Origin of the sequence: Vreelandella indica (genome assembly GCF_037070225.1) — a bacterium.
Lineage (GTDB): Bacteria > Pseudomonadota > Gammaproteobacteria > Pseudomonadales > Halomonadaceae > Vreelandella > Vreelandella arctica.
The window spans coordinates 78,536-100,377 of the sequence record NZ_JBANSO010000017.1 but is presented as its reverse complement, the minus strand read 5'-3'; the positions used below and the strand labels follow the sequence as shown (position 1 = coordinate 100,377).

General features: G+C 52.7%; 21 protein-coding genes. 14 read left to right on the top strand and 7 right to left on the bottom strand.

The window, feature by feature from the left end; genetic code table 11:
* Positions 1 to 180 precede the first annotated feature (180 nt).
* Positions 181 to 1,167, top strand: a complete 987-nt coding sequence (locus tag V8L71_RS13135; RefSeq protein WP_008956271.1) for a cytochrome-c peroxidase — start codon at positions 181 to 183, stop codon at positions 1,165 to 1,167.
* A 58-nt stretch (positions 1,168 to 1,225) separates the two neighbouring features.
* On the opposite strand, the gene V8L71_RS13130 is transcribed toward V8L71_RS13135, so the two are convergent.
* The 6 genes from V8L71_RS13130 to V8L71_RS13105 form a co-directional block, all read right to left on the bottom strand.
* Positions 1,226 to 2,218 (bottom strand): adenosine deaminase, encoded by a 993-nt coding sequence (locus tag V8L71_RS13130; protein ID WP_336274373.1) that lies wholly within the window; start codon positions 2,216 to 2,218, stop codon positions 1,226 to 1,228.
* Between the two features lie 34 nt (positions 2,219 to 2,252).
* On the bottom strand, positions 2,253 to 3,959 hold the full coding sequence (gene cydC, locus V8L71_RS13125) for a thiol reductant ABC exporter subunit CydC (RefSeq protein ID WP_336274372.1): 1,707 nt from the start codon (positions 3,957 to 3,959) through the stop codon (positions 2,253 to 2,255).
* Positions 3,956 to 5,632, bottom strand: coding sequence for a thiol reductant ABC exporter subunit CydD (gene cydD / locus V8L71_RS13120; RefSeq protein ID WP_336274371.1), 1,677 nt, complete (start codon positions 5,630 to 5,632; stop codon positions 3,956 to 3,958). Before cydD ends, cydC begins: the two co-directional genes overlap by 4 nt.
* 4 nt (positions 5,633 to 5,636) lie before the next feature.
* Positions 5,637 to 6,638 carry a cytochrome d ubiquinol oxidase subunit II gene (gene cydB, locus V8L71_RS13115; protein ID WP_176304934.1) on the bottom strand — a complete coding sequence of 334 codons (1,002 nt, stop codon included), beginning with the start codon at positions 6,636 to 6,638 and terminating at the stop codon, positions 5,637 to 5,639.
* 2 nt (positions 6,639 to 6,640) lie between these two features.
* A complete protein-coding gene (locus V8L71_RS13110; RefSeq protein WP_336274370.1) occupies positions 6,641 to 8,056 on the bottom strand; it encodes a cytochrome ubiquinol oxidase subunit I in 1,416 nt (471 codons plus the stop codon).
* A 233-nt stretch (positions 8,057 to 8,289) separates the two neighbouring features.
* The gene (locus tag V8L71_RS13105; RefSeq protein ID WP_336274369.1) at positions 8,290 to 9,267 is read right to left on the bottom strand and encodes a calcium/sodium antiporter; all 978 of its coding nucleotides are present in this window, start codon (positions 9,265 to 9,267) and stop codon (positions 8,290 to 8,292) included.
* Positions 9,268 to 9,616: 349 nt separating this feature from the next.
* Between V8L71_RS13105 and V8L71_RS13100 the strand changes: the two genes are divergently transcribed.
* The 9 genes from V8L71_RS13100 (at position 9,617) to V8L71_RS13060 (ending at position 18,693) form a co-directional block, all read left to right on the top strand.
* Positions 9,617 to 11,002 carry a PqiA/YebS family transporter subunit gene (locus tag V8L71_RS13100; protein WP_336274368.1) on the top strand — a complete coding sequence of 462 codons (1,386 nt, stop codon included), beginning with the start codon at positions 9,617 to 9,619 and terminating at the stop codon, positions 11,000 to 11,002.
* Positions 10,995 to 12,695 carry an intermembrane transport protein PqiB gene (gene pqiB / locus V8L71_RS13095; RefSeq protein WP_101145405.1) on the top strand — a complete coding sequence of 567 codons (1,701 nt, stop codon included), beginning with the start codon at positions 10,995 to 10,997 and terminating at the stop codon, positions 12,693 to 12,695. The genes V8L71_RS13100 and pqiB overlap by 8 nt, the downstream gene beginning before the upstream one ends.
* A gap of 10 nt (positions 12,696 to 12,705) precedes the next feature.
* Positions 12,706 to 13,311: a PqiC family protein gene (locus V8L71_RS13090; RefSeq protein ID WP_232774571.1), complete on the top strand. Its 606-nt coding sequence runs from the start codon at positions 12,706 to 12,708 to the stop codon at positions 13,309 to 13,311.
* 65 nt (positions 13,312 to 13,376) lie between these two features.
* Positions 13,377 to 13,874 carry a hypothetical protein gene (locus tag V8L71_RS13085; protein ID WP_101145406.1) on the top strand — a complete coding sequence of 166 codons (498 nt, stop codon included), beginning with the start codon at positions 13,377 to 13,379 and terminating at the stop codon, positions 13,872 to 13,874.
* A 280-nt stretch (positions 13,875 to 14,154) separates the two neighbouring features.
* A complete protein-coding gene (locus V8L71_RS13080) occupies positions 14,155 to 15,411 on the top strand; it encodes a DEAD/DEAH box helicase (protein ID WP_101145407.1) in 1,257 nt (418 codons plus the stop codon).
* Between the two features lie 107 nt (positions 15,412 to 15,518).
* Entirely contained in the window at positions 15,519 to 16,022 is a 504-nt protein-coding gene (locus tag V8L71_RS13075; RefSeq protein WP_008956259.1) for a hypothetical protein, read from the top strand.
* A 25-nt stretch (positions 16,023 to 16,047) separates the two neighbouring features.
* Complete coding sequence (locus V8L71_RS13070) at positions 16,048 to 17,256, top strand: MFS transporter (protein ID WP_101145430.1); 1,209 nt, start codon at positions 16,048 to 16,050, stop codon at positions 17,254 to 17,256.
* Between the two features lie 37 nt (positions 17,257 to 17,293).
* The gene (locus V8L71_RS13065; RefSeq protein ID WP_232774573.1) at positions 17,294 to 18,364 is read left to right on the top strand and encodes an asparaginase; all 1,071 of its coding nucleotides are present in this window, start codon (positions 17,294 to 17,296) and stop codon (positions 18,362 to 18,364) included.
* A gap of 89 nt (positions 18,365 to 18,453) precedes the next feature.
* Positions 18,454 to 18,693, top strand: a complete 240-nt coding sequence (locus tag V8L71_RS13060; RefSeq protein WP_101145409.1) for a DUF2789 domain-containing protein — start codon at positions 18,454 to 18,456, stop codon at positions 18,691 to 18,693.
* A 43-nt stretch (positions 18,694 to 18,736) separates the two neighbouring features.
* On the opposite strand, the gene V8L71_RS13055 is transcribed toward V8L71_RS13060, so the two are convergent.
* Positions 18,737 to 19,153, bottom strand: a complete 417-nt coding sequence (locus tag V8L71_RS13055; RefSeq protein WP_101145410.1) for an SRPBCC family protein — start codon at positions 19,151 to 19,153, stop codon at positions 18,737 to 18,739.
* A gap of 208 nt (positions 19,154 to 19,361) precedes the next feature.
* On the opposite strand from V8L71_RS13055, the gene queC reads away from it, so the two are divergent.
* Genes queC through V8L71_RS13035 form a run of 4 tightly spaced genes read left to right on the top strand, consistent with a single transcriptional unit; the run spans position 19,362 to position 21,824 of the window.
* A complete protein-coding gene (gene queC / locus V8L71_RS13050) occupies positions 19,362 to 20,069 on the top strand; it encodes a 7-cyano-7-deazaguanine synthase QueC (protein ID WP_101145411.1) in 708 nt (235 codons plus the stop codon).
* On the top strand, positions 20,069 to 20,725 hold the full coding sequence (gene queE / locus V8L71_RS13045; RefSeq protein ID WP_101145412.1) for a 7-carboxy-7-deazaguanine synthase: 657 nt from the start codon (positions 20,069 to 20,071) through the stop codon (positions 20,723 to 20,725). The genes queC and queE overlap by 1 nt, the downstream gene beginning before the upstream one ends.
* On the top strand, positions 20,725 to 21,570 hold the full coding sequence (locus V8L71_RS13040; RefSeq protein ID WP_101145413.1) for a 6-pyruvoyl trahydropterin synthase family protein: 846 nt from the start codon (positions 20,725 to 20,727) through the stop codon (positions 21,568 to 21,570). The genes queE and V8L71_RS13040 overlap by 1 nt, the downstream gene beginning before the upstream one ends.
* On the top strand, positions 21,567 to 21,824 hold the full coding sequence (locus V8L71_RS13035; RefSeq protein WP_101145414.1) for a YkgJ family cysteine cluster protein: 258 nt from the start codon (positions 21,567 to 21,569) through the stop codon (positions 21,822 to 21,824). The genes V8L71_RS13040 and V8L71_RS13035 overlap by 4 nt, the downstream gene beginning before the upstream one ends.
* Positions 21,825 to 21,842: the final 18 nt, after the last annotated feature.

Sequence of the window (21,842 nt, the reverse complement as noted above, 5' to 3'; positions counted from 1 at the left end):
TCTACCACCTGTTTGACGGCTTCGATTTTGAATTCTTCAGTGTAGCGGGGATGGCTCATGGTTCCTCCTAGATACCTTTAGTATAAGGCCTGGAGGTGTCTACGAAACCTGGGGCGATTCAGTAAGCTTAAGAATAAGCGGACTCAAACCGCCGTTCGTAAAAGCAAGGGAGAAATAATGATGACTATAAAAGCTATCGTCATACCTGTTCTGATAGCGGGTGCTGTTCTTACAACCAATATGGCAAGCGCAGAGGACGGACTGGAAAACTATCGTAACCGCTTCGAAGCGCTGCCTCACTTACCGCCTATTCCTGCAGATAACTCACTTACAGAAGAGAAGATTGAGCTGGGTAATATGCTATTTTTTGAACCGCGTATATCTTCTAGCGGCGTTATCAGCTGCGCCACTTGCCATAATCCGGCGCTTGGCTGGGCTGACCGCATACCACGAGCGGTTGGCCATGACGGGCAAATCGGGGAGCGCAACACCCCTACCGTGCTCAACAGTGGCTTTTTGGGATCCCAGTTCTGGGATGGCCGAGCTGCTGATTTAGAAGCCCAAGCGTTAGGGCCAATTGAAGCACCAGTAGAAATGGCCATGGATTTAGAAATGGCGCTAGATCGGTTAGTAGGGTTTGAGCTTTATCAGGAAAAATTCGGCGAAGCGTATCCTAACCAAGAAGACCCCATTACCGATGACAACCTAGCGCATGCACTGGCCGCGTTCCAACGCACACTCAACACACCCAACTCACCTTTTGATCGTTACCTACACGGCGATCAAGAAGCAATTAGCGAACAAGCTAAAGATGGCATGGTGGCCTTTGTTGATAATGGCTGTATCGCTTGTCATCGTGGTTCAAACTTTACCGACAGCCAATTCCATGCGATTCAAGTGCCGGGGTCAACCGACCTAGGTCGCTATGTTGTCACAGAAGAAGAGAGCGATAAGTACCGTTTCAGAACTCCCACGCTCCGCAATGTGGCGGTGACCTATCCTTATATGAATAACGGCGCCACCGAAACACTAGAAGAAGCTGTTGCCATAATGGGACAAGAGATGCTGGGGCGGGAGTTTGATAATGACACTATTGGTGACATAACAGCTTTTTTGAACACATTAACCGGCGAAATGCCCGAATTTGAAGTGCCCGCACTACCTTAATTAACTTACTGACTTAAACAAAGCAGCCGCCTGGTCAGTATCACCAGGCGGCAATGTGCTATACCTCAGCCAAACGGGCCAGCAGCTCTGCCCGACGCTCCTGAGTAGTAAAGGCTTCTTCGATAGCATTACGCGTTAACTGACGAAATACTGTCTCGCCCCAGCCAAATGCTTCAGCGCAAGCGATGTGATTAGTCAGCATGCCGCCACCAAAGTAAGCGGGATCATCTGAGCTAATCGTGACCTTGAGCCCTTCAGCCAACAGCTTAGGAAGCGGGTGATCACGCAGATCTTCCACCACCTTTAAACTCACGTTAGAAAGTGGGCAGACCGTTAATACAGTTTGCTCGCTGCGCAAACGCTCAACTACCTTATCACTTTCCAAACAGCGCACGCCATGATCAATACGTTGAACATCAAGTAGATCCAGGGCTTCTTGAATATATTCTGCAGGGCCTTCCTCTCCTGCATGGGCCACTCGAACAAGACCAAGCTGCTTGGCACGCTCGAACACTTCGACAAACTCAGCAGGCGGATTATTTTGCTCAGCGCTATCTAAACCGACGGCATCCAGCATTTTCCAATAGGGAGCGGCCTGCTCAAGCACATGCAATGCCTCATCTGCAGGACGATCACGTAGAAAAGCCATAATCATGCCGATAGAGAGATCGAGTGTCTCCTCGGCTTCCTGCTTGGCTTTTAATAATCCAGCCATGACTACTTCGAGAGGAACACCACGCTGCAGATGTGCTTGGGGGTCAAAATGCATGTCGATATGCACTACGCCCTCTCCCCGCGCACGCTTGAAATAGTCCATCGCCAAGTCGTAAAAATCCTCTTCATTACGAAGCACATTCATGCCTTGGAAATAGAGATTCAGGAAACCTTGCAGGTCGCTGAAATGGTAAGCATCTTTGGCTTCTTGCACCGAGGCATAGGGTAAATCAATGTGATTACGTTGCGCCAAGGCAAACATTAATTCTGGTTCCAGCGAACCTTCGATATGCAAATGGAGCTCTACTTTAGGAAGGTTACGTAAAAAATCGTGCATGGAAGGCTCCGTGCTGTCGTATTAACTAATTGATTTATTCACTCAAGCATTGGCTAAGTTTACCGGCATCTAGATCCCAGTGGTACTCGACGCCAGGTAATAGGTTCAGCGAACTAATTTGATGGACAAAGAAAATAGCCGTGCGATTAACAAGCCATTTATCAAGTGAAGCAGCGACATGTTGTGCCGTTTTGGCATCAACGCCCGCAAATGGCTCATCAAGAATCACTAGTTGCGGGTTGCACAGCATCAGGCGGGCCAATGCCAAACGCCTACCCTGACCACCCGAAAGCTGCTGGCCTTTCTCGCCCACCGCCGTAGCTAAGCCTTTCGGCAGCTGCTCAACCCAGCTATCCAAGACAACGTCACTCAATACGTCCCAAAGCATGTTATCGCTAGCGGCGGGGCTGGCAATACGCAAGTTCTCGGCTAAAGAAGCATCAAACAAATCCACTTGCTGAGTGAGTATGGCGAAGTGTTTGGCACGGCTCTCCTCCGAGAGTTGCCACGCTGGCACGCCGCCTACCATCACCTCACCCTGCGTGGCTCTTAAACGCCCCACCAACACACTGGCTAAAGACGATTTACCGGCCCCGGAGTTACCGGTAATCACCGCTCGCTTTCCAGCGGGCAGCTGAAAATCAATACGACTTAACGCGGGCTCTAATGTTTGCGCATAATGAAGAGAGAGCTGATTCGCCTGAATGGTTAAACCAACATCATTAGGTAGCGTAACCGCGGAGACAGCCGACGGTGGGTCACCGGTGAACTCATTTAACCGACGCACCGCCGCGTAGCTCGCGCCCAGCTTCACAAAACTAGCGGGCAGCGTCAGAAAGGCCTCGTTCACCCCCAATGCAATCAATACCGCCATTACTACAATAGGGCCCGTCACCAGCTGCTGGCTAAATATCACACTAGCAAGCCACAATACTGCCAACACCATCAAACCACTAACGGCACTCACCAAGCAGTTTAAGAACGCTGCCTTGCGACCTAAACGACGCTGATTGCTGAATGCTTGCTGCTCTTGAGTAGCGATAAGCATCCGGTGCCACTGGGTCGTTTGATAGCTCATTAACTCAGCCGATGCCTGCACTTGATCGACCACTAGGCGGCGCAGCGACTGCTGATCCACTACCTGCTGATAGCTTTGCGAAAATCCCCAGGTAGCAGCAAAGAGGGTCACCAGCAACCAGAGCAAGCCCAATGTCACCGCCATCAGCAAGGCAACGCTGGGCAACCAAATAGCCACAAAAAGCGACACAGCCACCACGCCAAGCAGCGTCACTAACGGTGGCACTAAAAGGCGCAGGTATAAATTATCCAGGGTGTCGATATCCGCCGTTAACCGGCTAAGCCAGTCACTGGCACGCTTACCATGCAAACGAGCATCGTCTAGCCGCGTTAAATAGCCAAACACGCGATAACGCAAGTCAGCAAGCAGCGTTAACACCGTATTATGGTTATAGAGCCGCTCAATATAACGCGCAATAGTACGTGCCAAGGCGAAGAAACGAATGCCGCCACCGGGAACATAAACATCGAGTCGCGCAGGCATACCCATCGCTAGGGCGATACCGGCCAGGGCACTGGCCGTAATAAACCAGCCCGACAAACCCAGCAGGGCAAGCCCAGCGATAAGAGTGACCCAAACCAGCAAAGCACCCACCAAAAAGCGCTGACGCCGTCGCACTAACAGCTGCAGCCAGGGAAGGAAGTCTCGAAAAATGGAACTCATAGGATTGCCTCTACCAACTCGCCCTTATTAAAAGCAAAGTGGCGCTGGGCAACGGCAATCACCTCTGGATGGTGAGTCGCTATCACCAGAGTGCGTCCCTCCTGGGCAAGCTCAAGCAAAGCCGACATAACGAACTGCTCAGTCTCCTGATCTAAGCTCGCTGTAGGCTCATCCAACAGCACTAGCGGGGCATTGCTGAGATATACGCGCGCAAGAGCAAGGCGTTGGGCCTGCCCACCTGACAGCCCTACTCCGCGCTCACCAATAAGCGTATCCAGGCCATCAGGCAGCTGGGTTAAAAGAGGCCCAAAACCTGCTCGCTGAAGCGCAGTCACCATTTCTTCACGGGTAGCGCGGGGTGACGCTAAACAAAGATTATCAATCAAGCTGCCATGCAAGAGGCAAGGCTGCTGATCTAACCAAGCGTATTGGCTATTTTCTTGATGGCGATACTCGCCTGAACTTGGAGCAATAAAGCCTGCCAGTAGCGCCAGCAGGGTCGATTTCCCACTGCCCGAGGCTCCGCTAATCGCCACCACCTCTCCCCTCTTAATCGTAAGATCAATAGGACCAATGACTTGCCCACGTACGGGATAAGCAACGCTAACGGCCGTTAACTCAATAACCGAGGATGCCAACAACGGCGGTATAAAGTCACGTTCACTCACCAAGGCGGGCTGATTGAGTATACTCACCACGCTTTCAGCAGCCCCCAGCGCCGCCGCACGGTCATGGTAATGCTGAGACAGCGTACGCAAAGGCTGGAAAAACTCAGGAGCCAGCAATAACACTGCTAAGCCAGAAAAAAGCGTGAGTGACGATGAAGGCCCGTACTCGATATAACCCAGCAGCCCGAAGCCCACATACATGGCCACAACGGCAATCGCTACCGAGGAAAAAAACTCAAGTACTGCGGAGGAAAGGAAGGCCAGGCGCAAAGTACGCATACTAAGACGCCGATAACTATCAGTGGCATGCCAGACATCCTGCTGAGCAGCTGACGTCCGCCCAAATAGTTGCAGCGTGGTCATACCGCGCACACGGTCAATAAAGTGGGCTGAAAGGCGTGAGACGGCAACAAACTGATCGCGATTAAGACGTTCAGCTCCCATACCCACCAGCGCCATAAAAAGAGGAATAAGCGGGGCAGAAAGCAGTAAAAAAAGTGCTACCAAATAGTCCAGCCACCCCACCACTGCCACTATTAATAGCGGTAAATAAAGCGTAATCCTCAGTTGCGGATAAAAGCGTGCAAAATAGCCTTCCAACGTATCAATGTGCTCAACCACCTGACTGGCTAGAGAGCCGCTATGTTGGCTGGTCAGCCAAATCGGCCCTAGCGCGGACAATTTATCCAACAGCTGAGCCCTGGCGCGCTGACGAATTCGCAAGCTTGCCTCCAGGCTCAAGGTCTCATGGCCCCACTGAAAGGCTGCACGTAACAGCACGCTACCCACCAGCAGGGCAAATACCGGCAACAGATCAATGGGTAAACGATCATGCACAATCAGTTGATCAATCAGCCAGGCCAAGCCAACCACTACCACAACCGTTTGACTGCCGACCAGCACACCGCAAAGAGCAGAGCCCAGCAGGCGTTTACGCTCTCCCCTTGCCAGCGATTTCAGCCAGCTGCGCGGCGTAAGGGAGAGCGCCTCATCAGTTGTTACCATGCGCTTAGTGGTATCCCTCGCCTACACGCACCTTGCCGCGGAACACCCAATACGTCCAAGAAGTGTACGCAAGGATGATGGGGATAACGAAGAGCATGCCAATCAATAAAAAAAGCTGTGATTCAGGGGCTGAAGCTGCATCCCACAACGTGTAGTTCGGGGGCACAATGACCGGCCATTTACTGACAATCAAACCTAAATAGGTAAATAGATAAATACCGATGGTGGCGATAAAAGGAATACCTTCGTCCCGACGCTTAACCGAACGATAAACCATAAACGCCGATAGCAATGCCAGCGCAGGGAATATCCAGATCAATTGCAGATTGCCAAACCAGCGTTCCCACACCATTGGGTTAACGAACGGCGTCCAAATACTGATAATCGCAAAAACCCCTAGCACAAGCGCTAATAGCATGGGGGTAATTTTATAGGCCCAGTCTTGAATATGGCCTTCTGATTTAAGTATCAGCCAAGTAGCCCCAAGTAGCGCGTAGCCTGCCATTAAGCCAAGGCCGGTTAATACAGAGAAAGGCGTTAGCCAATCAAAGGCTCCGCCCACATAGGCGAAATTCTCAACCGGAAAACCTTGAATATAAGCACCTACCACGGCACCTTGCGCAAAGGCAGCGATCGCCGACCCCCAGCAAAATGCGCGGTTCCACCAGTGCCGATTACGCCGTGACTTAAAACGAAGCTCGAAAGCGATGCCACGGAAGATCAATCCAGCCAACATCAAAAAAACACCAATGTACAAAGCTGGCAAAAACACCGAATAAACCAGAGGAAATGCGCCTAGCAACCCTGCCCCACTAAGCACTAGCCATGTTTCGTTGCCATCCCATATTGGCGCCACCGAATTCATCATCACATCCCGGGCATCTTCATCAGGTGCAAAGGGGTAGAGAATACCCAGCCCCAAATCAAACCCATCCATCAGTACATACATCATAATGCCGAAGCCGATGATAAAGGCCCAGATCAACGTTAAATCAAACATTTCCATGTTTAGCTCCTCACCGGGTCAACATCATCATCAAAGGGAGTATGGGCAGCCGACATAGGCCGCATCGGACGCTTGAAGTTATCACTGGCTGTTTCACGCTCTTCTTCTGGCAACATACCGTTACGCACCACTCGCGTGAGATAATAAACACCCGTATAAAACACTACGCCGTAGACTAAGACATAACCGATCAAAGTGAATAACGCCATTGGCCCCGTCAGCGAAGGCGTTAGCCCTTCTTCATGGGTCATCATGCCGTAAACTAACCACGGAGACCGACCCGATTCAGTGACAATCCAACCCGCCAATACAGCGACAAAAGGCATCGCAATCATGCCAGTAAGTGTTTTTAAAAACAGTGGTTGTTCATAGACACGCCCTTTACGGCGTAGGATCAGTCCTGCGAACGCTACCGCTATCATTAACAGGCCAATCCCCACCATTACACGGAATGCCCAGAACACAATGATGACAGGCGGTTGCTCTTCCGGTGGCGCTTCACTGATGCCAGGAATCTCCCCGTCAGGTGAGTGAGTAAGAATGAGGCTTGCTAGATTAGGAATACCAAACGCAAAGTTATTAGTCTGGGCCTCCTGGTCAGGAATGGCAAAAAGAAGCAATGGCACATTGGTGGACGTCTCCCAATGACCTTCCATCGCAGCAACCTTGGTCGGCTGGTGCTCCAGAGTATTCAGTCCATGAAAATCGCCAATAACCGCTTGAGTCGGTGCTAAAAAAAGCAGCAGCCAAAGACACATTGAGAGTGCTCGGCGGTTTGCCTCCGGATCGCGATCTCGTAACAAGAACCATGCGCTAACCCCCGCCACTACAAAGCCGCCTGTTAAGAAAGAGGCAACGGCCATATGCAAGAAGCGGTATGGGAATGACGGGTTAAAGATCGCCTCGCGCCAAGAAGTAACATGGAATCGAAAGTCGATCAGCTCAACGCCTGCTGGTGTATGCAACCAACTGTTGGCAGATAAAATCCAAAAAGCGGAAATGAACGTCCCAATCGCCACCATAATAGAGGCAAACAGATGCACCCCTTGAGGCACCTTACCTCGACCAAACAAGAGCACGCCTAAGAAAGCGGCTTCCAGGAAGAAAGCTGTCACCACCTCATAGCTCAGCATGGGACCAAGGAAGTTAGAAGAAGCTAGGGAAAAATTGCTCCAGTTAGTACCAAACTGAAACGACATCACAATACCTGACACGACCCCCATCCCAAAGACAACGGCAAACACCTTTGTCCAGAAAAGCGAGAGACGATCCCAAGCTGGATTGTTGGTCTTGAAGAATAGGCCATGAAGCAGCGCAATGTAGGACGCCAGACCAATAGTAAACACGGGGAAGATCGCGTGAAACGACACAACGAATGCAAATTGCAATCGCGATAATACGAGCGGATCAAGTTCCATTTCACTCTCCTAAGGCCTGAATCGATATTCCATCAACGAGTTAACACAAGCTTAGTTGAGCCGTAATGGCAGCGCACTTTTAGTTATAAGCACTAAGCTTATTTCTTAACTATGCTAATTTTTAAACATACTGTTCGTTTAAGTCACCATCATACATTGACAGCCTAATACCCAAGATGGGTCGCATTGACGCACCAAGCACCATAGCGATGCGCTATTTGGAACATACGCCTCTAGCGAGTCATAATGACGACGCTTACCATATAACCGGTGTACGCGATAAAGAGTGCCAGCAATATCCCACCTTCCAAGCGATTTATACGCCGTGGGCGGCCACGCCAAGAAAACGCAAATAGAATCATCAGCAGCGTCATACCCGTCATCACACTCCAGTCGCGCACCAGCACTTCCCGACCTGCTTCAATGGGCGCAATAACCCCCGCTAGGCCAACGACCGCCAAGCTATTAAACAGGTTAGAACCGACCACGTTGCCCAACACCAAGTCGTGTTCTTTCCGACGCAGAGCGCTAATAGAAGAGGCGAGTTCCGGCAGCGAGGTACCAATAGCGACGACGGTTAGACCAATAATCAAATCACTGACACCGAAGCGGACTGCAATTTCAACCGCCCCCCACACCAACAGACGTGAACTAGCGATTAAAAACAGCAGCCCTACCAGGGTCCACATAATAGATTTACCCCGGGACATCGGTTTGCTATCCAGGGTCTCAGCTACTTCAGATACGATTGCGTCGTCAGGCTGACTACGCGAGCGAATAATACTAACAACGATAAAAGCCACTAATGCCAGTAAAAGACAGATGGCTTCCCAGCGTGCTACAAAACCGTCCAGCAGCATCAAGCCAGTCACCAGCATGACTAGCATAAGTATTGGCATCTCTTTACGGATAACACTGGAATGAACGGCTAATGGCGAAATAAGCGCTATCAGCCCCAGTATTAAGCCGATATTGGCAATATTAGAACCGTAAGCATTACCTACCGCTAGCCCTGGGTTACCATCTATTGCCGCCAGCACCGATACCATCATTTCTGGTGCCGAGGTCCCAAAACCGATGACAAGCATCCCAATCAACAGCGGCGAAAGCCCAAGCCAACGCGATGTTGCTGCAGCGCCGTCAATAAACTTTTCAGCACTCCAAACCAATAAGATCAAACCAAACACAACCGCTAATGTGGGAAGCAACATTTCATTTCCTTCATGGCATAATGACCGGCACTAATTTCAATGTTTTGTATCTTAGTGCCACTTCATGGCGAGGGCGCTAAGATGATTTTACTAGCAACGCTAACTATCACGTTGCGACCTCTTGCTGAGGAGCTATCCTGGCAGAGAAACAAACGGCAGTGCTGTTCATCCGCTGCCACTCGCCATTGCGCCGCAGCATCGTTGTCTAAACTGATGCCATGGTCAAGCGGCTTGCCTATGTTTTTAAGCATTATTTCAGCCACATAGTCTTGCTATCATGCGCAATTAACAGCTTAATTCGCCATATCCTAGTAGCTTAGCTAGGGATTCGCACTGAGAGTTTTGGTTTTTGCCCCCACAAAGATTAACCAAGCAACGCACATTACCGGTCAACACACCGCTCGTTGACCGCTCGCCACCTGAGGTAAGAACTCAGCGACGGCGTTTGCGTGCCTGTCATGAATGTGACTGGGTCTCGGCGCTCCCACCACTCAGCTCTGGTGAAAAAGCCAGCTGCCCGCGCTGCTCTCATGTGTTAGTCACACGCCACCGCTACCCAGCACAGCGGAGTATGGCATTGGCCATCGCATCACTGATCGCGCTGATAGTAGCGGTGTCATTTCCCTTTATTAGCTTTACGGTTAGCGGTGTTAGTAACCGTATTGAGCTGACTCAGACGGCCACCACGTTGATTGGCTTTCATCAGCCTATCGTCGCCATCGCCATCATAATGACGATTGTGGTACTGCCAGCCGTCTACTTATTCGGTGTACTTTGGCTTCAGTTTGGTCTTCTGCGCAATCATCCCATGCCCTATAGCCGGGATATTGCCCGCACATTAGCGCACTTAACGCCCTGGATGATGGCCGATGTATTTATTATTGGCGCTCTAGTAAGCCTGATCAAAATAGCTGGCCTAGCCGATGTTGATCTAGGCATATCCTTTTGGGCATTTTGCGTGTTTGCACTATTACTACTGATGACCACTCAATCTATCGACGCAGATTGGATGTGGTTCTCGCTAGAGGGAGAACCCTTGGCCCCAGACGGCACTCAAACTGGAATTCCTGCCGCTGGCCAAGGGTTAACTGGGTGCCCCACCTGCGGGCTTATTAATCGCCTATCGCCACAAGGACGAGGATATTGCATTCGCTGCCATGAAAAGCTTCACCAGCGGTTACCGAATAGTTTGCAGCGCACATGGGCACTGCTGGGCGCCTCAGCGATTATGTACATTCCTGCTAACGTTTACCCGATTATGACCACCACAAGCCTGGGCAGCTCTTCCCCGTCAACCATCATAGGCGGCGTCGTTCAACTGATACAGATGGGCTCCTGGCCAATTGCAGCCGTCATTTTCATTGCTAGCGTTATCGTACCCGTCGGCAAATTAGTTGCCTTAACCTGGCTTTGCCTAGTCGTTAGACGCAGCAGTGTCTTGAATGCCCAAAGCCGTACTCGGCTTTATCGCTTAACGGAATTTATCGGCCGCTGGTCGATGGTCGATGTGTTTGTGGTCGCTATTTTGGTGGCGCTAATCCGTGCAGGATCATTAATGTCGATTACACCAGGTCCCGCTGCACTCGCCTTCGGCTCTGTGGTTGTGTTAACCATGTTGGCGGCAATGACATTTGACCCACGCTTAATATGGGATAACTCACCTCCCCATAGAAACGCTTTTCGCCACTTTCTTCTTCGCCGTAAAACGGCCACCAAGGAACCTGTTGATGGCTAATGAAACAACTCCGCCTACTTCCAACCAGGCTAATGCTGACTCCACCAGCGAACAGGATTTAAATAAGGCTAAGACATCGCGTCAAACGCGCCTTTCGCCTATTTGGGTAGTGCCTATCGTCGCCATCGCGATTGGCTTATGGCTGGTATATGACAACTATTCCAGTCGCGGCACCCAAGTCACGCTTACCATGGATAATGCAGAGGGCATCGAGGCGGGCAATACACTGATCCGCAGCCGCAACGTTGAGGTTGGCCGTGTTCAGAGTGTGCGTCTATCCGATGATCTCTCTCATGCGGTATTAACCGCCCGCATCCAGCCGGAAGTCGAGGATATGCTGCGCGAAGATAGTCGCTTCTGGGTGGTTAAACCGCGCATTGGACGTGAAGGGATTAGTGGCTTGGGTACCGTACTATCCGGCGCTTACATTCAGCTTGAGCCCGGCACAGAAGAAGCACCAAGACGCGAGTTTCCTGTTAGCGACATCCCTCCCGTCGCCCCGGCCGGGCAGGCAGGCCTGCGCCTAAGCCTAACCAGCCAATTGGGAAACTCTCTTCGCGTTGGCGACCCGGTTTCCTATCAGGGCTACACCGTGGGACGCATTGAAGAAAATAGCTTTGAACCTGATTCACGCACTATGCAGCATCAGGTATTTATTGAAGAGCCGTATACCGACTTAGTGACCGACAGCACACGTTTTTGGACCTCTAGTGGTATCGATTTTCGTTTAGGTGCTGATGGTGTACGCGTTAACGTCGAATCCATTGAAGCATTACTCGGCGGCGGCGTTACGTTTGGCGTACCTGAAGACCTACCCATGGGGCAGCCAGTCGAAGCCAATACCCGCTTCACCCTTTATGCCGATGAAGATGCTGCACGAGAAGGAACCTTTAATCGTTATTTAGAGTATGTACTACTCGTAGATGAAACGGTTCGCGGTCTATCCAAAGGAGCCCCTGTGGAATTTCGCGGGGTGCGAATGGGCACTGTTGCCGCGGTACCCTGGAACTTTACCGCTCCTCAGCCTGACTCGCGCGCGCGCTTTGCAATTCCTGTCTTGATCAGGATTGAGCCGCAACGTCTGGGTATTGAAAATAGCGATATTAATCTAGAAGAGTGGCAAGCTCGTTTTGACCGCATGTTTGGCCTGGGGCTACGCGCGTCACTCAAAAGTGGCAACCTGCTGACAGGCGCACTGTTTGTCGACTTAAACTTCCAGCGTGACCTCGCCGACGAGTATGTCGCCGAACGATTCTCTGAGCGCGACGTATTCCCTACCGTGGCGGGCGGGTTTGCGCAGATTCAAGCACAAGTGACCGATTTGCTTGAGAAATTGAACAGCCTTGAGGTTGAACCGCTACTCGCTGGCTTGGATCGCAACTTGCAGGCCTCCGAGAGCGTACTTAATGAAGTGCGTGAAGTAAGCACTTCCATCAATCAGCTGCTGAACGACCCTGAGACCCAGGCTATTGGTGGCAATCTAAACGGGACTCTTGAGGAACTGCGTAGCACGCTGGAAGGGCTGTCTCCGTCATCGCCCGCTTACCAAGAGCTCACTACAGCAATCGAACGACTGGATCGCTTAATGCGTGATTTGCAGCCACTTACCCGCACGCTTAACGACAACCCTAGGGCTCTGCTGTTTGACAACCTGGATGCCCAGGACCCCATCCCGCGCGCGCCACGTGATTAAGGAGGCCTCCATGCTGATAGGAACAAGTATGACGAAATGGATCAAGTGTTTACTGCTAGTAATGGTCTGCGCACTGGTATCGGCTTGTGCCAGCAGTGTCGCCCCTCCTGCGCGCTATATGCTGCCGACCGACCAAATAAGCAGCACCACAAACCAGCCCGAGGGTACGCTCGTCCTGAGCGCGCCTCGGCTGGCCCACTACCTAGATGTAGACGGCATAGTGATGCAACTGGACGACATTACGCTGAACGCTGCACGTGAACATCAGTGGGCGGAAGGATTGAATAGGCAGTTAGAGCGCCGCATGCGCGCCAATTTATCGCAAGCAATGCCCACACTCAGGGTAATGCGCGCAGAGGGCGAGCCCGCTGACGCATTGACCCTGCGCCTTACTGTTGATCAATTCCAAGGCCGTTATGATGGTGTCGCCGTTGCAAGTGGCCAATGGCAATTAGTCAACGGTGCTGGCGAACTGTTGGTAATGGAGAATTTCTACTCGGAGACACCGCTTGAAAAAGATGGCTACCCAGCGCTTGTGCGCGCGCTGAGCGAAAGCTGGGATCAAGCCGCCGAGCTTATCGCCAATGAAATACGCCAAGGCCATTATTTTAATTAATGTAAGGCTTACTAACCGTGGTTTGCTGAACTACGCTAAATATCAGCCTTATCAGGGATGTTCTTATGATAGATGAAACGAACAACACTGCTGAATTGCCCGCTGAACAACTGCGCGAGGCGGTCAATGCGTTAATGCAGACAGTGACATCCCTGCTGGAGGGAGAGGCACCACTCGCAACCCTTGAAACAGCCCTGCATAGTCACGACGCCCTACTCGATCAGTTAGCCATTCACTCGCTCGACGCGTCAACACTAGCCGCGCTTGAGCGTATTGAGCAATTTATTACTCTGCACGCGGGGAATTACTATCAAACCGCCAGTGCCGAGCTCGATAACAAACAAAAAAATCGGTTTATTTCTCTCTTTGCACGCCGACTACTCGCCCTTGATGGGCTGGGGCCGGCAACGGCACAACAGCTATTTCAGCTAGGCGTACACACACCCGAGCAATTTTTTGCGTTAACACCTGGCGAGCTTGCCCAGCTGCAATTACCGCCCGCGACATTAGCTCGTTTAATCCCTCTTCATGCCCAGCATTCACCACTGACACGAGACAGCTAAACAGGCTGGCATCGTATATTCGTGGTACACTGCTCGGCTAATTACTGATACGTAAGTTTTCTGGTGTGCCCGTGCACATCAGTCTCAGCATTTCTTAGCGCTGTAATCTTCACGTCTCCTTTCACGGTCATCCACGGCTAACTAACGACCATCGCGGCATGCTGAGATATCTGGCACACTTCGCTGCCGCGAAGGTCAATCAACCTCGCTTTTTGAACATTACATCTAGTGACAACAACCACTTACCGGTATTAACTCACTAGGTGATTGCGGAGAACGCATGAGCTTTTCTGAACTTGGCCTGCACGCCGATTTATTACGCGCTGTCACAGCGCAAGGTTACACCGTCCCTACCCCGATACAGCGACAAGCTATCCCTGTCGTGCTAGAAGGTCGCGACATGTTAGCCAGCGCCCAAACCGGCACAGGCAAAACCGCCGGTTTCACACTGCCCATGTTGCAACGCTTAAACACAGGCAAGCGACCGGGCAAACGTCAGGTTCGCGCCTTGGTATTAACCCCAACCCGTGAACTCGCCGCCCAAGTAGGCGAAAGCGTCACCACCTATGGCCAACATTTAGCATTACGCTCGCACATTATCTTTGGCGGTGTCGGTCAACAGCCTCAAATCGATGCGCTTAAAGCTGGGTTAGATGTACTTGTCGCCACACCAGGGCGCCTTCTTGATCTTCACCAGCAGGGCCATGTAGATCTTTCGTCCGTTGAGATCTTAGTCCTGGATGAAGCTGACCGTATGCTTGATATGGGCTTCATCCACGACATCAAACGACTCCTGCGCCTAGTCCCTAAAAAGCGTCAAAACCTGTTGTTCTCGGCAACGTTCTCGAATGAGATTCAAACCCTGGCTCAACAGTTGCTGGACAACCCAGCGATGATTGAAGTAGCGCCGCGCAATACCACCGCGGAGAAAATTGAACAGGCCATTTACCGCGTAGATCGCGAGAAAAAACGCGAGCTGCTGGCCCACTTAATTCAGCAAAATGGCTGGTTCCAAGTATTGGTGTTCACGCGAACCAAACATGGTGCCAACCGCTTGGCTGAGCAGCTCTCTAAGCAAGATATTCCTTCGATGGCGATCCACGGCAATAAAAGCCAAGGCGCACGTACTCGCGCGTTAACAGCGTTTAAAAGTGGCGACCTGCAAGTATTAGTGGCTACTGATATCGCCGCCCGAGGCCTCGATATCAACGAGCTGCCCCATGTGGTCAACTTTGATCTACCCAACGTGGCGGAAGATTATGTGCACCGTATTGGGCGTACCGGACGCGCAGGCAGTAATGGCGAAGCCGTCTCGCTGGTATGTGTCGATGAGGACGCGCTGCTGGGAAATATTGAACGGCTGATTAAACAGACGTTGCCCAAGCATATAGAACCCGGCTTTGAGCCTGACCCAAGTATAAAACCTGAGCCCATCGAGAATGGTCGCCGCAATCAACGCCAGCCTCGCGCCAAACGCAAACCCGAAGGCCAGAGCGCAAATACTAGTGGCGAACGCAAACGTCGCGCCCGCCGCTAGCCTGATAGGCAGGAATATGCGAAGGTGTCGCCTTTGCATATTCCCCCTCCTATATTGAGCAGCTATTTTAAGCCGTTAGGCATGAACCCCTTATTCATGGAGTGATTATGGCGTCTTCTCAACTTATGGCCGATTACCGCCAATGGCTGACATTTCAACGTCAAGAGCAGCTCAGCCGTGAGCATCAAGGAATTGTGCAGCGTTTAGAGGACGCTCGAGCCTCAGCGAATCAAGTGTCTCAGGCTTACCGCAGCATGGCTGAAAAGGCATCTGTTGAAGGCGCTTGTTACCGCACGATTTTTTTACGCCAACGCGATGATAACCATGCACTGCCCTGCGAAGGGTGGTTGTTTGTGCGCCGCGTACTGAGTGAAGGTAACAGTACCCGTGTGCGTGTCACCCTGCTGGAAACGTTTACCCTGGAAGACGGCATTATGGCCCCAGGCGATAAGCCTGCACGCAAGCTCACGTTAGAAATATTTGACCAGCTGCTAATGGATAAAGGCATGCGCACTAACGTTAGAGTAGATAGCCTGGACTCCTCACAGGATTATCATTTCATCACGCTACTCGATGCTGTTCGCGGAGACTTGCGCCCTCACCTTAAATAAACGTTGGCGTGAAATAAGCATCGATATGGCATCCCGTCGTTCAATTACCTTTATTCTGCTGATGGTCGTGGTAGGGCTAAATTTACGCCCTGCCATGTCCTCAGTTGCCCCTTTGCTGACGCGCTTACAAGAGAGTGCGGGTCTCTCAGCCACTGCCGCGGGACTACTGACCACGCTTCCCGTGCTCTTTTTAGGCCTCTCCGCACCGCTAGCCCCTGCACTTGCCAAACGCATAGGCAGTGAACGCGCACTGAGTGCGGCGCTGATTCTTCTCGCAGCAGGTCTTATTTTGCGTGGCTTACCGCTTCCCGGCGTGTTATTCGTCGGTTCTGCAATGGCGGGGGGCGCAATAGGCATTGGCGGCACCCTACTACCCGCCTTGGTAAAACGCGAACTGCCCCAGAGTGCCGACCTGCTCACCGGCTTATATACCATGGCACTCTGCTTGGGTGGCGCCTTAGGGGCCGGATTTAGCGTACCGCTAACACAGCTGCTCGGCAGTTGGCAGGCAAGCTTAATGAGCTGGGCACTACTGGCACTGTTTGCGCTTGTTTTATGGCACTTTCAAATGCCACGCTCACTGCAATCGAACACGCTCAATCCGCCTAAAAGTGGCCTTTTACGACTGCTTAAGCAGCCGCTTACCTGGCACGTTATGCTGTTTATGGGTATTCAGTCCTCCATGGCTTATATCGTTTTTGGCTGGCTGCCCACCTTATTAGTTGCTCGCGGCTATAACGAGGCCGATGCAGGCTGGACCATGGCGGTTTCGATTATGTGTCAACTAGCCTCCGCGCTAGGCGCACCTTGGCTAGCACGTCTGGGGCGGGACCAACGTCCCGCTTTATTACTGGTGCTATTCAGTACGGCCGCGGGGCTGTGGATGCTGCTTATCGCACCATTAATATGGAAATGGCCCGGCGCGGCCCTCCTTGGCATCGGTCAAGGTGGCAGCTTTAGCTTAGCGCTCAGTTTGTTAGTGTTACGTACAGCCAACTCACGTCTTGCAGGGCAGCTTTCTGGTCTAGTTCAAGGCGGTGGTTATACATTGGCAGCGCTAGGACCTTTCGGCGTCGGGGTGATGCTTCAATCGGGCGCTAACATCTCGCATATCGCCTGGCTGTTAATCGCCCTGCTTACCGTATGCTGTGGCTTTGCATTGCTGGCTGGACGTAATCAGCGTCTAGATGACCAGAGTGGTGGACTTTTGGTAGAGCGCATTACACGCTCATAATGATTTCCCAGTATCGTAACAGGCCCAGGAGATGCCTATGCCCCCCTACTCCCCGCTAGCTAGCAGCAGCGCTTCCCAAGAGCGCATCTTGGTCATTTACACGGGGGGCACGATTGGCATGCAACAGCATGCCAATGGGCTTGCTCCCGGTGGCGACTTTGCCACTCGAATGACCAAGGCCCTTGCTCAGCTTCCGCTTGCTCACCAGCAGTCCCTTCCAGCCTATGACGTCGTTAGCTATTCGACCTTAATTGACTCAAGCGCCGCTACGCCGCTTACTTGGCAGCAGCTTGCACGCGATGTTAGCAGCCAATTAACGGTCTACGCAGGCTTTGTCATCATTCACGGCACCGACACCCTCAGTTGGACTGCTGCTAGCCTTGCCTATCAGCTACAAGGTTTAGATCGCCCGGTGATCGTGACGGGGGCCATGCGCCCGCTGGAAGCTCCCGGCAGTGATGCACTAGATAATCTGCACGGCGCGCTGCAGTTCGCCGCCAAGCCCGAGCTACAAGAAGTAGCTATTTACTTTGCCGGGCAGTTGCTTCGCGGTGTCCGCGCCATAAAACAGCACAGCGAAGCGCTCAATGCCTTTGCAAGCCCCAACTACCCCTTGCTCGGCGAACGGGTGGGCGACGATTTCGTTTATTACCCCAGTCGTGGGCTGGCCCTGCAACAACGGGGAGCACCACGCTTTGAACTGCCCGACTACCGTTTGATTAATCAAGGGGAAGTGGTTCGTATCATGCTCTGGCCTGGCATCACAGCCTGGCAGCTTGAGACGTGGCTAGGTGATTCGCGCGTTAAAGGCGCGTTACTCCAGCTCTGGGGCGCAGGGAACCTGCCCGACGACCCACACTTGCTGGACGTGCTGGCCAGAGCCAGTGGAGAGGGCAAGCTACTGGCCGCCATTAGCCAGTGCCCGCAAGGGAGCATCCAACTGGGCGCTTACGCTGCTGGCCACGGCCTGAGCGATGCAGGCATTCTGGCGGGCGACGACATGACACCGGAAGCAGCATTCACCAAACTGGCTCACTTACTGGCCCAGCCGATCTCATTAGAAGATCAGCGCCAGCGCTTTTTAACACCACTGATCGGCGAACGATAACGTAGCGGAATTTGCGCAGCGCTGGCATACCTTGAGATTCCGTCTATGGTGTAGAAGGGTAACCTAACAGTTTGAAGGAACAATAAATTATGGAAAAGCCAGTACATCATTTCAGTGAACTGTTTGAGCAGCTGGGCCTTGCGTCTGATGCTGATTCCATCGAGCGCTTCATTAAGCGCAATGCCCCGCTCCCCGAGTCAATGCCATTGGCAGAGGCACCCTGCTGGAACGAGGGTCAAGCGGCGTTTCTAAAAGAAGCCGTGGATGAAGATGCCGATTGGGCCGAAGTTGTTGATCATCTGGACGCTTCAATGCATAAGCCTCACTAACCTCGGCAACCACTCGTTGGGTGCGCCGTTAAAAAGCAGCGCCCTAACCGTTTAAACGCGCTTCAACGCGGTCAAGAATTTGCCGGCTGACTTTTCCCACCAGCGGCTTGGCCGCTTTGTTAACGGCCTTTTCCATTAGGCGGTTGCGAATTTCATAGCTTAGCGTCAGCGCCACTTCAGTCCCTTCCGGCACTTCGCGAAGACGGTATCGCCCCTGGTTTTTAACCCCATCCAGCGACTCCCAGGCAAGCACATGGGGCGGTTGAACTTCGGTGACCATGACATCAAACGCCCAATCCATACCGACAGCGCGCACGTGCCATCGATAGCGGTTCTCTCCCAATGTGTCGATGGAGCGGATTAGATCCGAGTAATCAGCAAAATCCTCGACGCGACGCAGTAACTCGAACACCTTTTCGGGGGGAGCGTTAACAATTTCACTGTGTTCAATGGTAGCCATTGGTTGCCCTCTAACAACGTGGATGATTAGCGTAGCATGTTGATATTAATGCTGCCCGCCCATGCCGCAATTACCCCAATATGCGCTAGAACTGGTCAGATTAGCCGCTATTGCGTAAACTGCCGCCTTTCCGGACCGGACCCCGGAACGCCGCGCCAGCAAATTGCTGCTCGCGATCAATAAATTCTCCGACAACGAGTGTTTTCTCATGTCATCAATACCCCCTGTGGCCGCTGATAGCGCCACGACTGTCGTTATCTATTCCGGTGGAATGGACTCTTTTACCGTGCTTCACCGCGCGCTGCGCGAAGGACTTACCGTCCACGCGCTCTCGTTTGACTATGGCCAGCGGCATGCTCGTGAACTCGACACTGCTCGTCAGGTCTGCGCCACGCTTGGCGTGCCCCATCAGTTGGTCGATATTCGCGCCATCCACGGTCTGATTGATAATTCAGCGCTGACCAACCCAGACCAAGCGATGCCCCACGGCGACTACGCCGCGGACAATTTACGCGCTACGGTGGTGCCTAATCGCAATATGATTTTACTCTCTTTGGCGATTGCCAAAGCGGTCAATATTGGCGCAGAGCGAGTCGATTACGGCGCCCATAGCGGCGATCACATATTGTACCCGGACTGCCGCCCCGAGTTCGTTGAGGCCATGAACCACGTCGCAGGCATTGCCAACTTCGAGCCCGTCACGCTCCACGCGCCTTACCTTTCTTCAAGCAAGGCAGAGATCCTGCGTGAGGGCTTGGCCATGGGCTTGGACTACCGCCACACCTGGACGTGTTACGAAGGCCGAGAACTAGCCTGCGGCGTTTGCGGTAGCTGCCGCGAACGACTAGCCGCCTTTGCCGCTAACGGGGTGACAGACCCATTGGCATATACCCCAGACACCGCAGGACAACGCTGATGTACCAAGTTAAAGAAGCGTTTTATACCCTGCAGGGGGAAGGCGCCCAGGCCGGAAGAGCAAGCGTTTTTTGTCGTTTTAGCGGCTGCAACCTGTGGTCGGGCCGCGAAGTGGATCGTACAACGGCTAAGTGCACGTTTTGCGATACCGATTTTATTGGTACTAACGGTATCAACGGCGGAAAGTTTGCCACTGCCGAGGCCCTTGCCGAGCACATTGCAGCCCTTTGGCCTGCCCAAAGCGGTGGTGAAAAGCCCAAGGCAACACCCTATGTCGTGTTTACCGGTGGTGAGCCTTTGCTGCAGCTTGACGAGACATTGATTGCCACGCTGCACCGCCATGGGTTTGAGGTAGCCGTCGAAACCAACGGCACGCTGGCGCCACCCCCTGGCATTGACTGGCTGTGCGTCAGCCCCAAGGGCAACAATCCCTTGGTCGTTACCCATGGCGACGAATTAAAGCTCGTTTACCCCCAGGCTGATGCGCCCCCGGAGCAGTTTTCAAGCTTGGACTTTCAGCACTTTTTTTTACAGCCGATGGATCTTGCTCCCCTCCACCAGGACAAGACAACCGTTGCTGAGACGACCGCTTACTGTATGGCTAATCCACAATGGCGTCTTTCGCTGCAAATGCACAAATTAGCAGGTTTTGATTAATGGCTTTATTCGTTCAACAACTGACCCATATCGACATCTCGCTTTGGTGCGCCAAGCGCGGCTTGGTCGGCTGTAGCTGGCAGGTAGACGCGGTGCTGGAGGGCGAGCTGGGTGAAGACGGCATGCTGTTCGATTTTGGTGAAGTGAAGCCGTGGATTAAGCGTACCCTGGACAGCGGGCTGGACCATACCCTACTGGTCCCCACCGAGGCATCAGGTATCAGTGTCTCCGAGTGCCCTGAAGGGTTATGCGTCCGTACCACGACGCCCTACCCAATGGAAGTACGCGGGCCGGAAGAGGCATTCACCCTGCTTCCCTGGCAAGCTATTACGCTTGAAATGGTCGCTGAACATTTAAGCCACCAACTGACCGAGCAGCGTCCTGAAAATGTTGATCGGGTTTCCCTAACACTTAGCGATGAACCCAACGACGGCGCCGCATACGGCTACAGCCACGGCCTGAAGCGGCACGCAGGAAATTGCCAACGCATTGCCCATGGCCACCGTTCACGACTGTATATCTGGCAGCAGGAAGCGCGCCAAACCCTGCTTGAGCAACAGTGGGCGGCATGGCTGAATAATCGCTACCTTCTTGAAGAAGCAGATATCGCGGCTCGCAATAGTGAAACCCTTACCTGCCGCTACCGAGCTGCCCAGGGGGATTTTTCCATTACCTTGCCACCGTCGTTGTGTACCGTGCTGCCCGGGCCAACCACGGTAGAAAATATTGCGGCCTGGCTGGCACGGGAAGTCGCCACACAGAGCGGTCAAGTCACACGCATTCAGGCGTTCGAGGGTATCAACAAGGGCGCGATTGCTATGTTTTCACCAAGTGCTGCGCTATGAGCGAAGGATGTCGTGCGGGGTGTGGCGCCTGCTGCATCGCGCCTTCGATTAGCTCTGCTATCCCCGGCATGCCAGAAGGCAAGCCGGCAGGGGTACGCTGTGTTCAGCTAGATGAATACAACCTGTGTCGTCTATTTGGTGACCCGAGCCGCCCCAAGGTTTGCGAACGTTTTAACTTTGATGCCAGCGTGTGTGGCGAGCACCGAGAAGAGGCGCTCGCCACGCTGACCTGGCTAGAAGAAGATACACGTTAGAAAGCGCACTTTCTCCAC

What these genes read in the sequence shown, in the direction of transcription:
- V8L71_RS13040 (WP_101145413.1), top strand. Translation starts at nt 20,725, where the DNA reads ATGGCTTTATTCGTTCAACAACTGACCCATATCGACATCTCGCTTTGG.
- V8L71_RS13065 (WP_232774573.1), top strand. Translation starts at nt 17,294, where the DNA reads ATGCCCCCCTACTCCCCGCTAGCTAGCAGCAGCGCTTCCCAAGAGCGC.
- V8L71_RS13035 (WP_101145414.1), top strand. Translation starts at nt 21,567, where the DNA reads ATGAGCGAAGGATGTCGTGCGGGGTGTGGCGCCTGCTGCATCGCGCCT.
- V8L71_RS13110 (WP_336274370.1), bottom strand. Translation starts at nt 8,056, where the DNA reads ATGGAACTTGATCCGCTCGTATTATCGCGATTGCAATTTGCATTCGTT.
- V8L71_RS13055 (WP_101145410.1), bottom strand. Translation starts at nt 19,153, where the DNA reads ATGGCTACCATTGAACACAGTGAAATTGTTAACGCTCCCCCCGAAAAG.
- V8L71_RS13090 (WP_232774571.1), top strand. Translation starts at nt 12,706, where the DNA reads ATGCTGATAGGAACAAGTATGACGAAATGGATCAAGTGTTTACTGCTA.
- V8L71_RS13075 (WP_008956259.1), top strand. Translation starts at nt 15,519, where the DNA reads ATGGCGTCTTCTCAACTTATGGCCGATTACCGCCAATGGCTGACATTT.
- V8L71_RS13060 (WP_101145409.1), top strand. Translation starts at nt 18,454, where the DNA reads ATGGAAAAGCCAGTACATCATTTCAGTGAACTGTTTGAGCAGCTGGGC.
- V8L71_RS13080 (WP_101145407.1), top strand. Translation starts at nt 14,155, where the DNA reads ATGAGCTTTTCTGAACTTGGCCTGCACGCCGATTTATTACGCGCTGTC.
- pqiB (WP_101145405.1), top strand. Translation starts at nt 10,995, where the DNA reads ATGGCTAATGAAACAACTCCGCCTACTTCCAACCAGGCTAATGCTGAC.
- V8L71_RS13070 (WP_101145430.1), top strand. Translation starts at nt 16,048, where the DNA reads ATGGCATCCCGTCGTTCAATTACCTTTATTCTGCTGATGGTCGTGGTA.
- cydC (WP_336274372.1), bottom strand. Translation starts at nt 3,959, where the DNA reads ATGAGTTCCATTTTTCGAGACTTCCTTCCCTGGCTGCAGCTGTTAGTG.
- cydB (WP_176304934.1), bottom strand. Translation starts at nt 6,638, where the DNA reads ATGGAAATGTTTGATTTAACGTTGATCTGGGCCTTTATCATCGGCTTC.
- queE (WP_101145412.1), top strand. Translation starts at nt 20,069, where the DNA reads ATGTACCAAGTTAAAGAAGCGTTTTATACCCTGCAGGGGGAAGGCGCC.
- V8L71_RS13130 (WP_336274373.1), bottom strand. Translation starts at nt 2,218, where the DNA reads ATGCACGATTTTTTACGTAACCTTCCTAAAGTAGAGCTCCATTTGCAT.
- cydD (WP_336274371.1), bottom strand. Translation starts at nt 5,632, where the DNA reads ATGGTAACAACTGATGAGGCGCTCTCCCTTACGCCGCGCAGCTGGCTG.
- V8L71_RS13135 (WP_008956271.1), top strand. Translation starts at nt 181, where the DNA reads ATGACTATAAAAGCTATCGTCATACCTGTTCTGATAGCGGGTGCTGTT.
- queC (WP_101145411.1), top strand. Translation starts at nt 19,362, where the DNA reads ATGTCATCAATACCCCCTGTGGCCGCTGATAGCGCCACGACTGTCGTT.
- V8L71_RS13105 (WP_336274369.1), bottom strand. Translation starts at nt 9,267, where the DNA reads ATGTTGCTTCCCACATTAGCGGTTGTGTTTGGTTTGATCTTATTGGTT.
- V8L71_RS13085 (WP_101145406.1), top strand. Translation starts at nt 13,377, where the DNA reads ATGATAGATGAAACGAACAACACTGCTGAATTGCCCGCTGAACAACTG.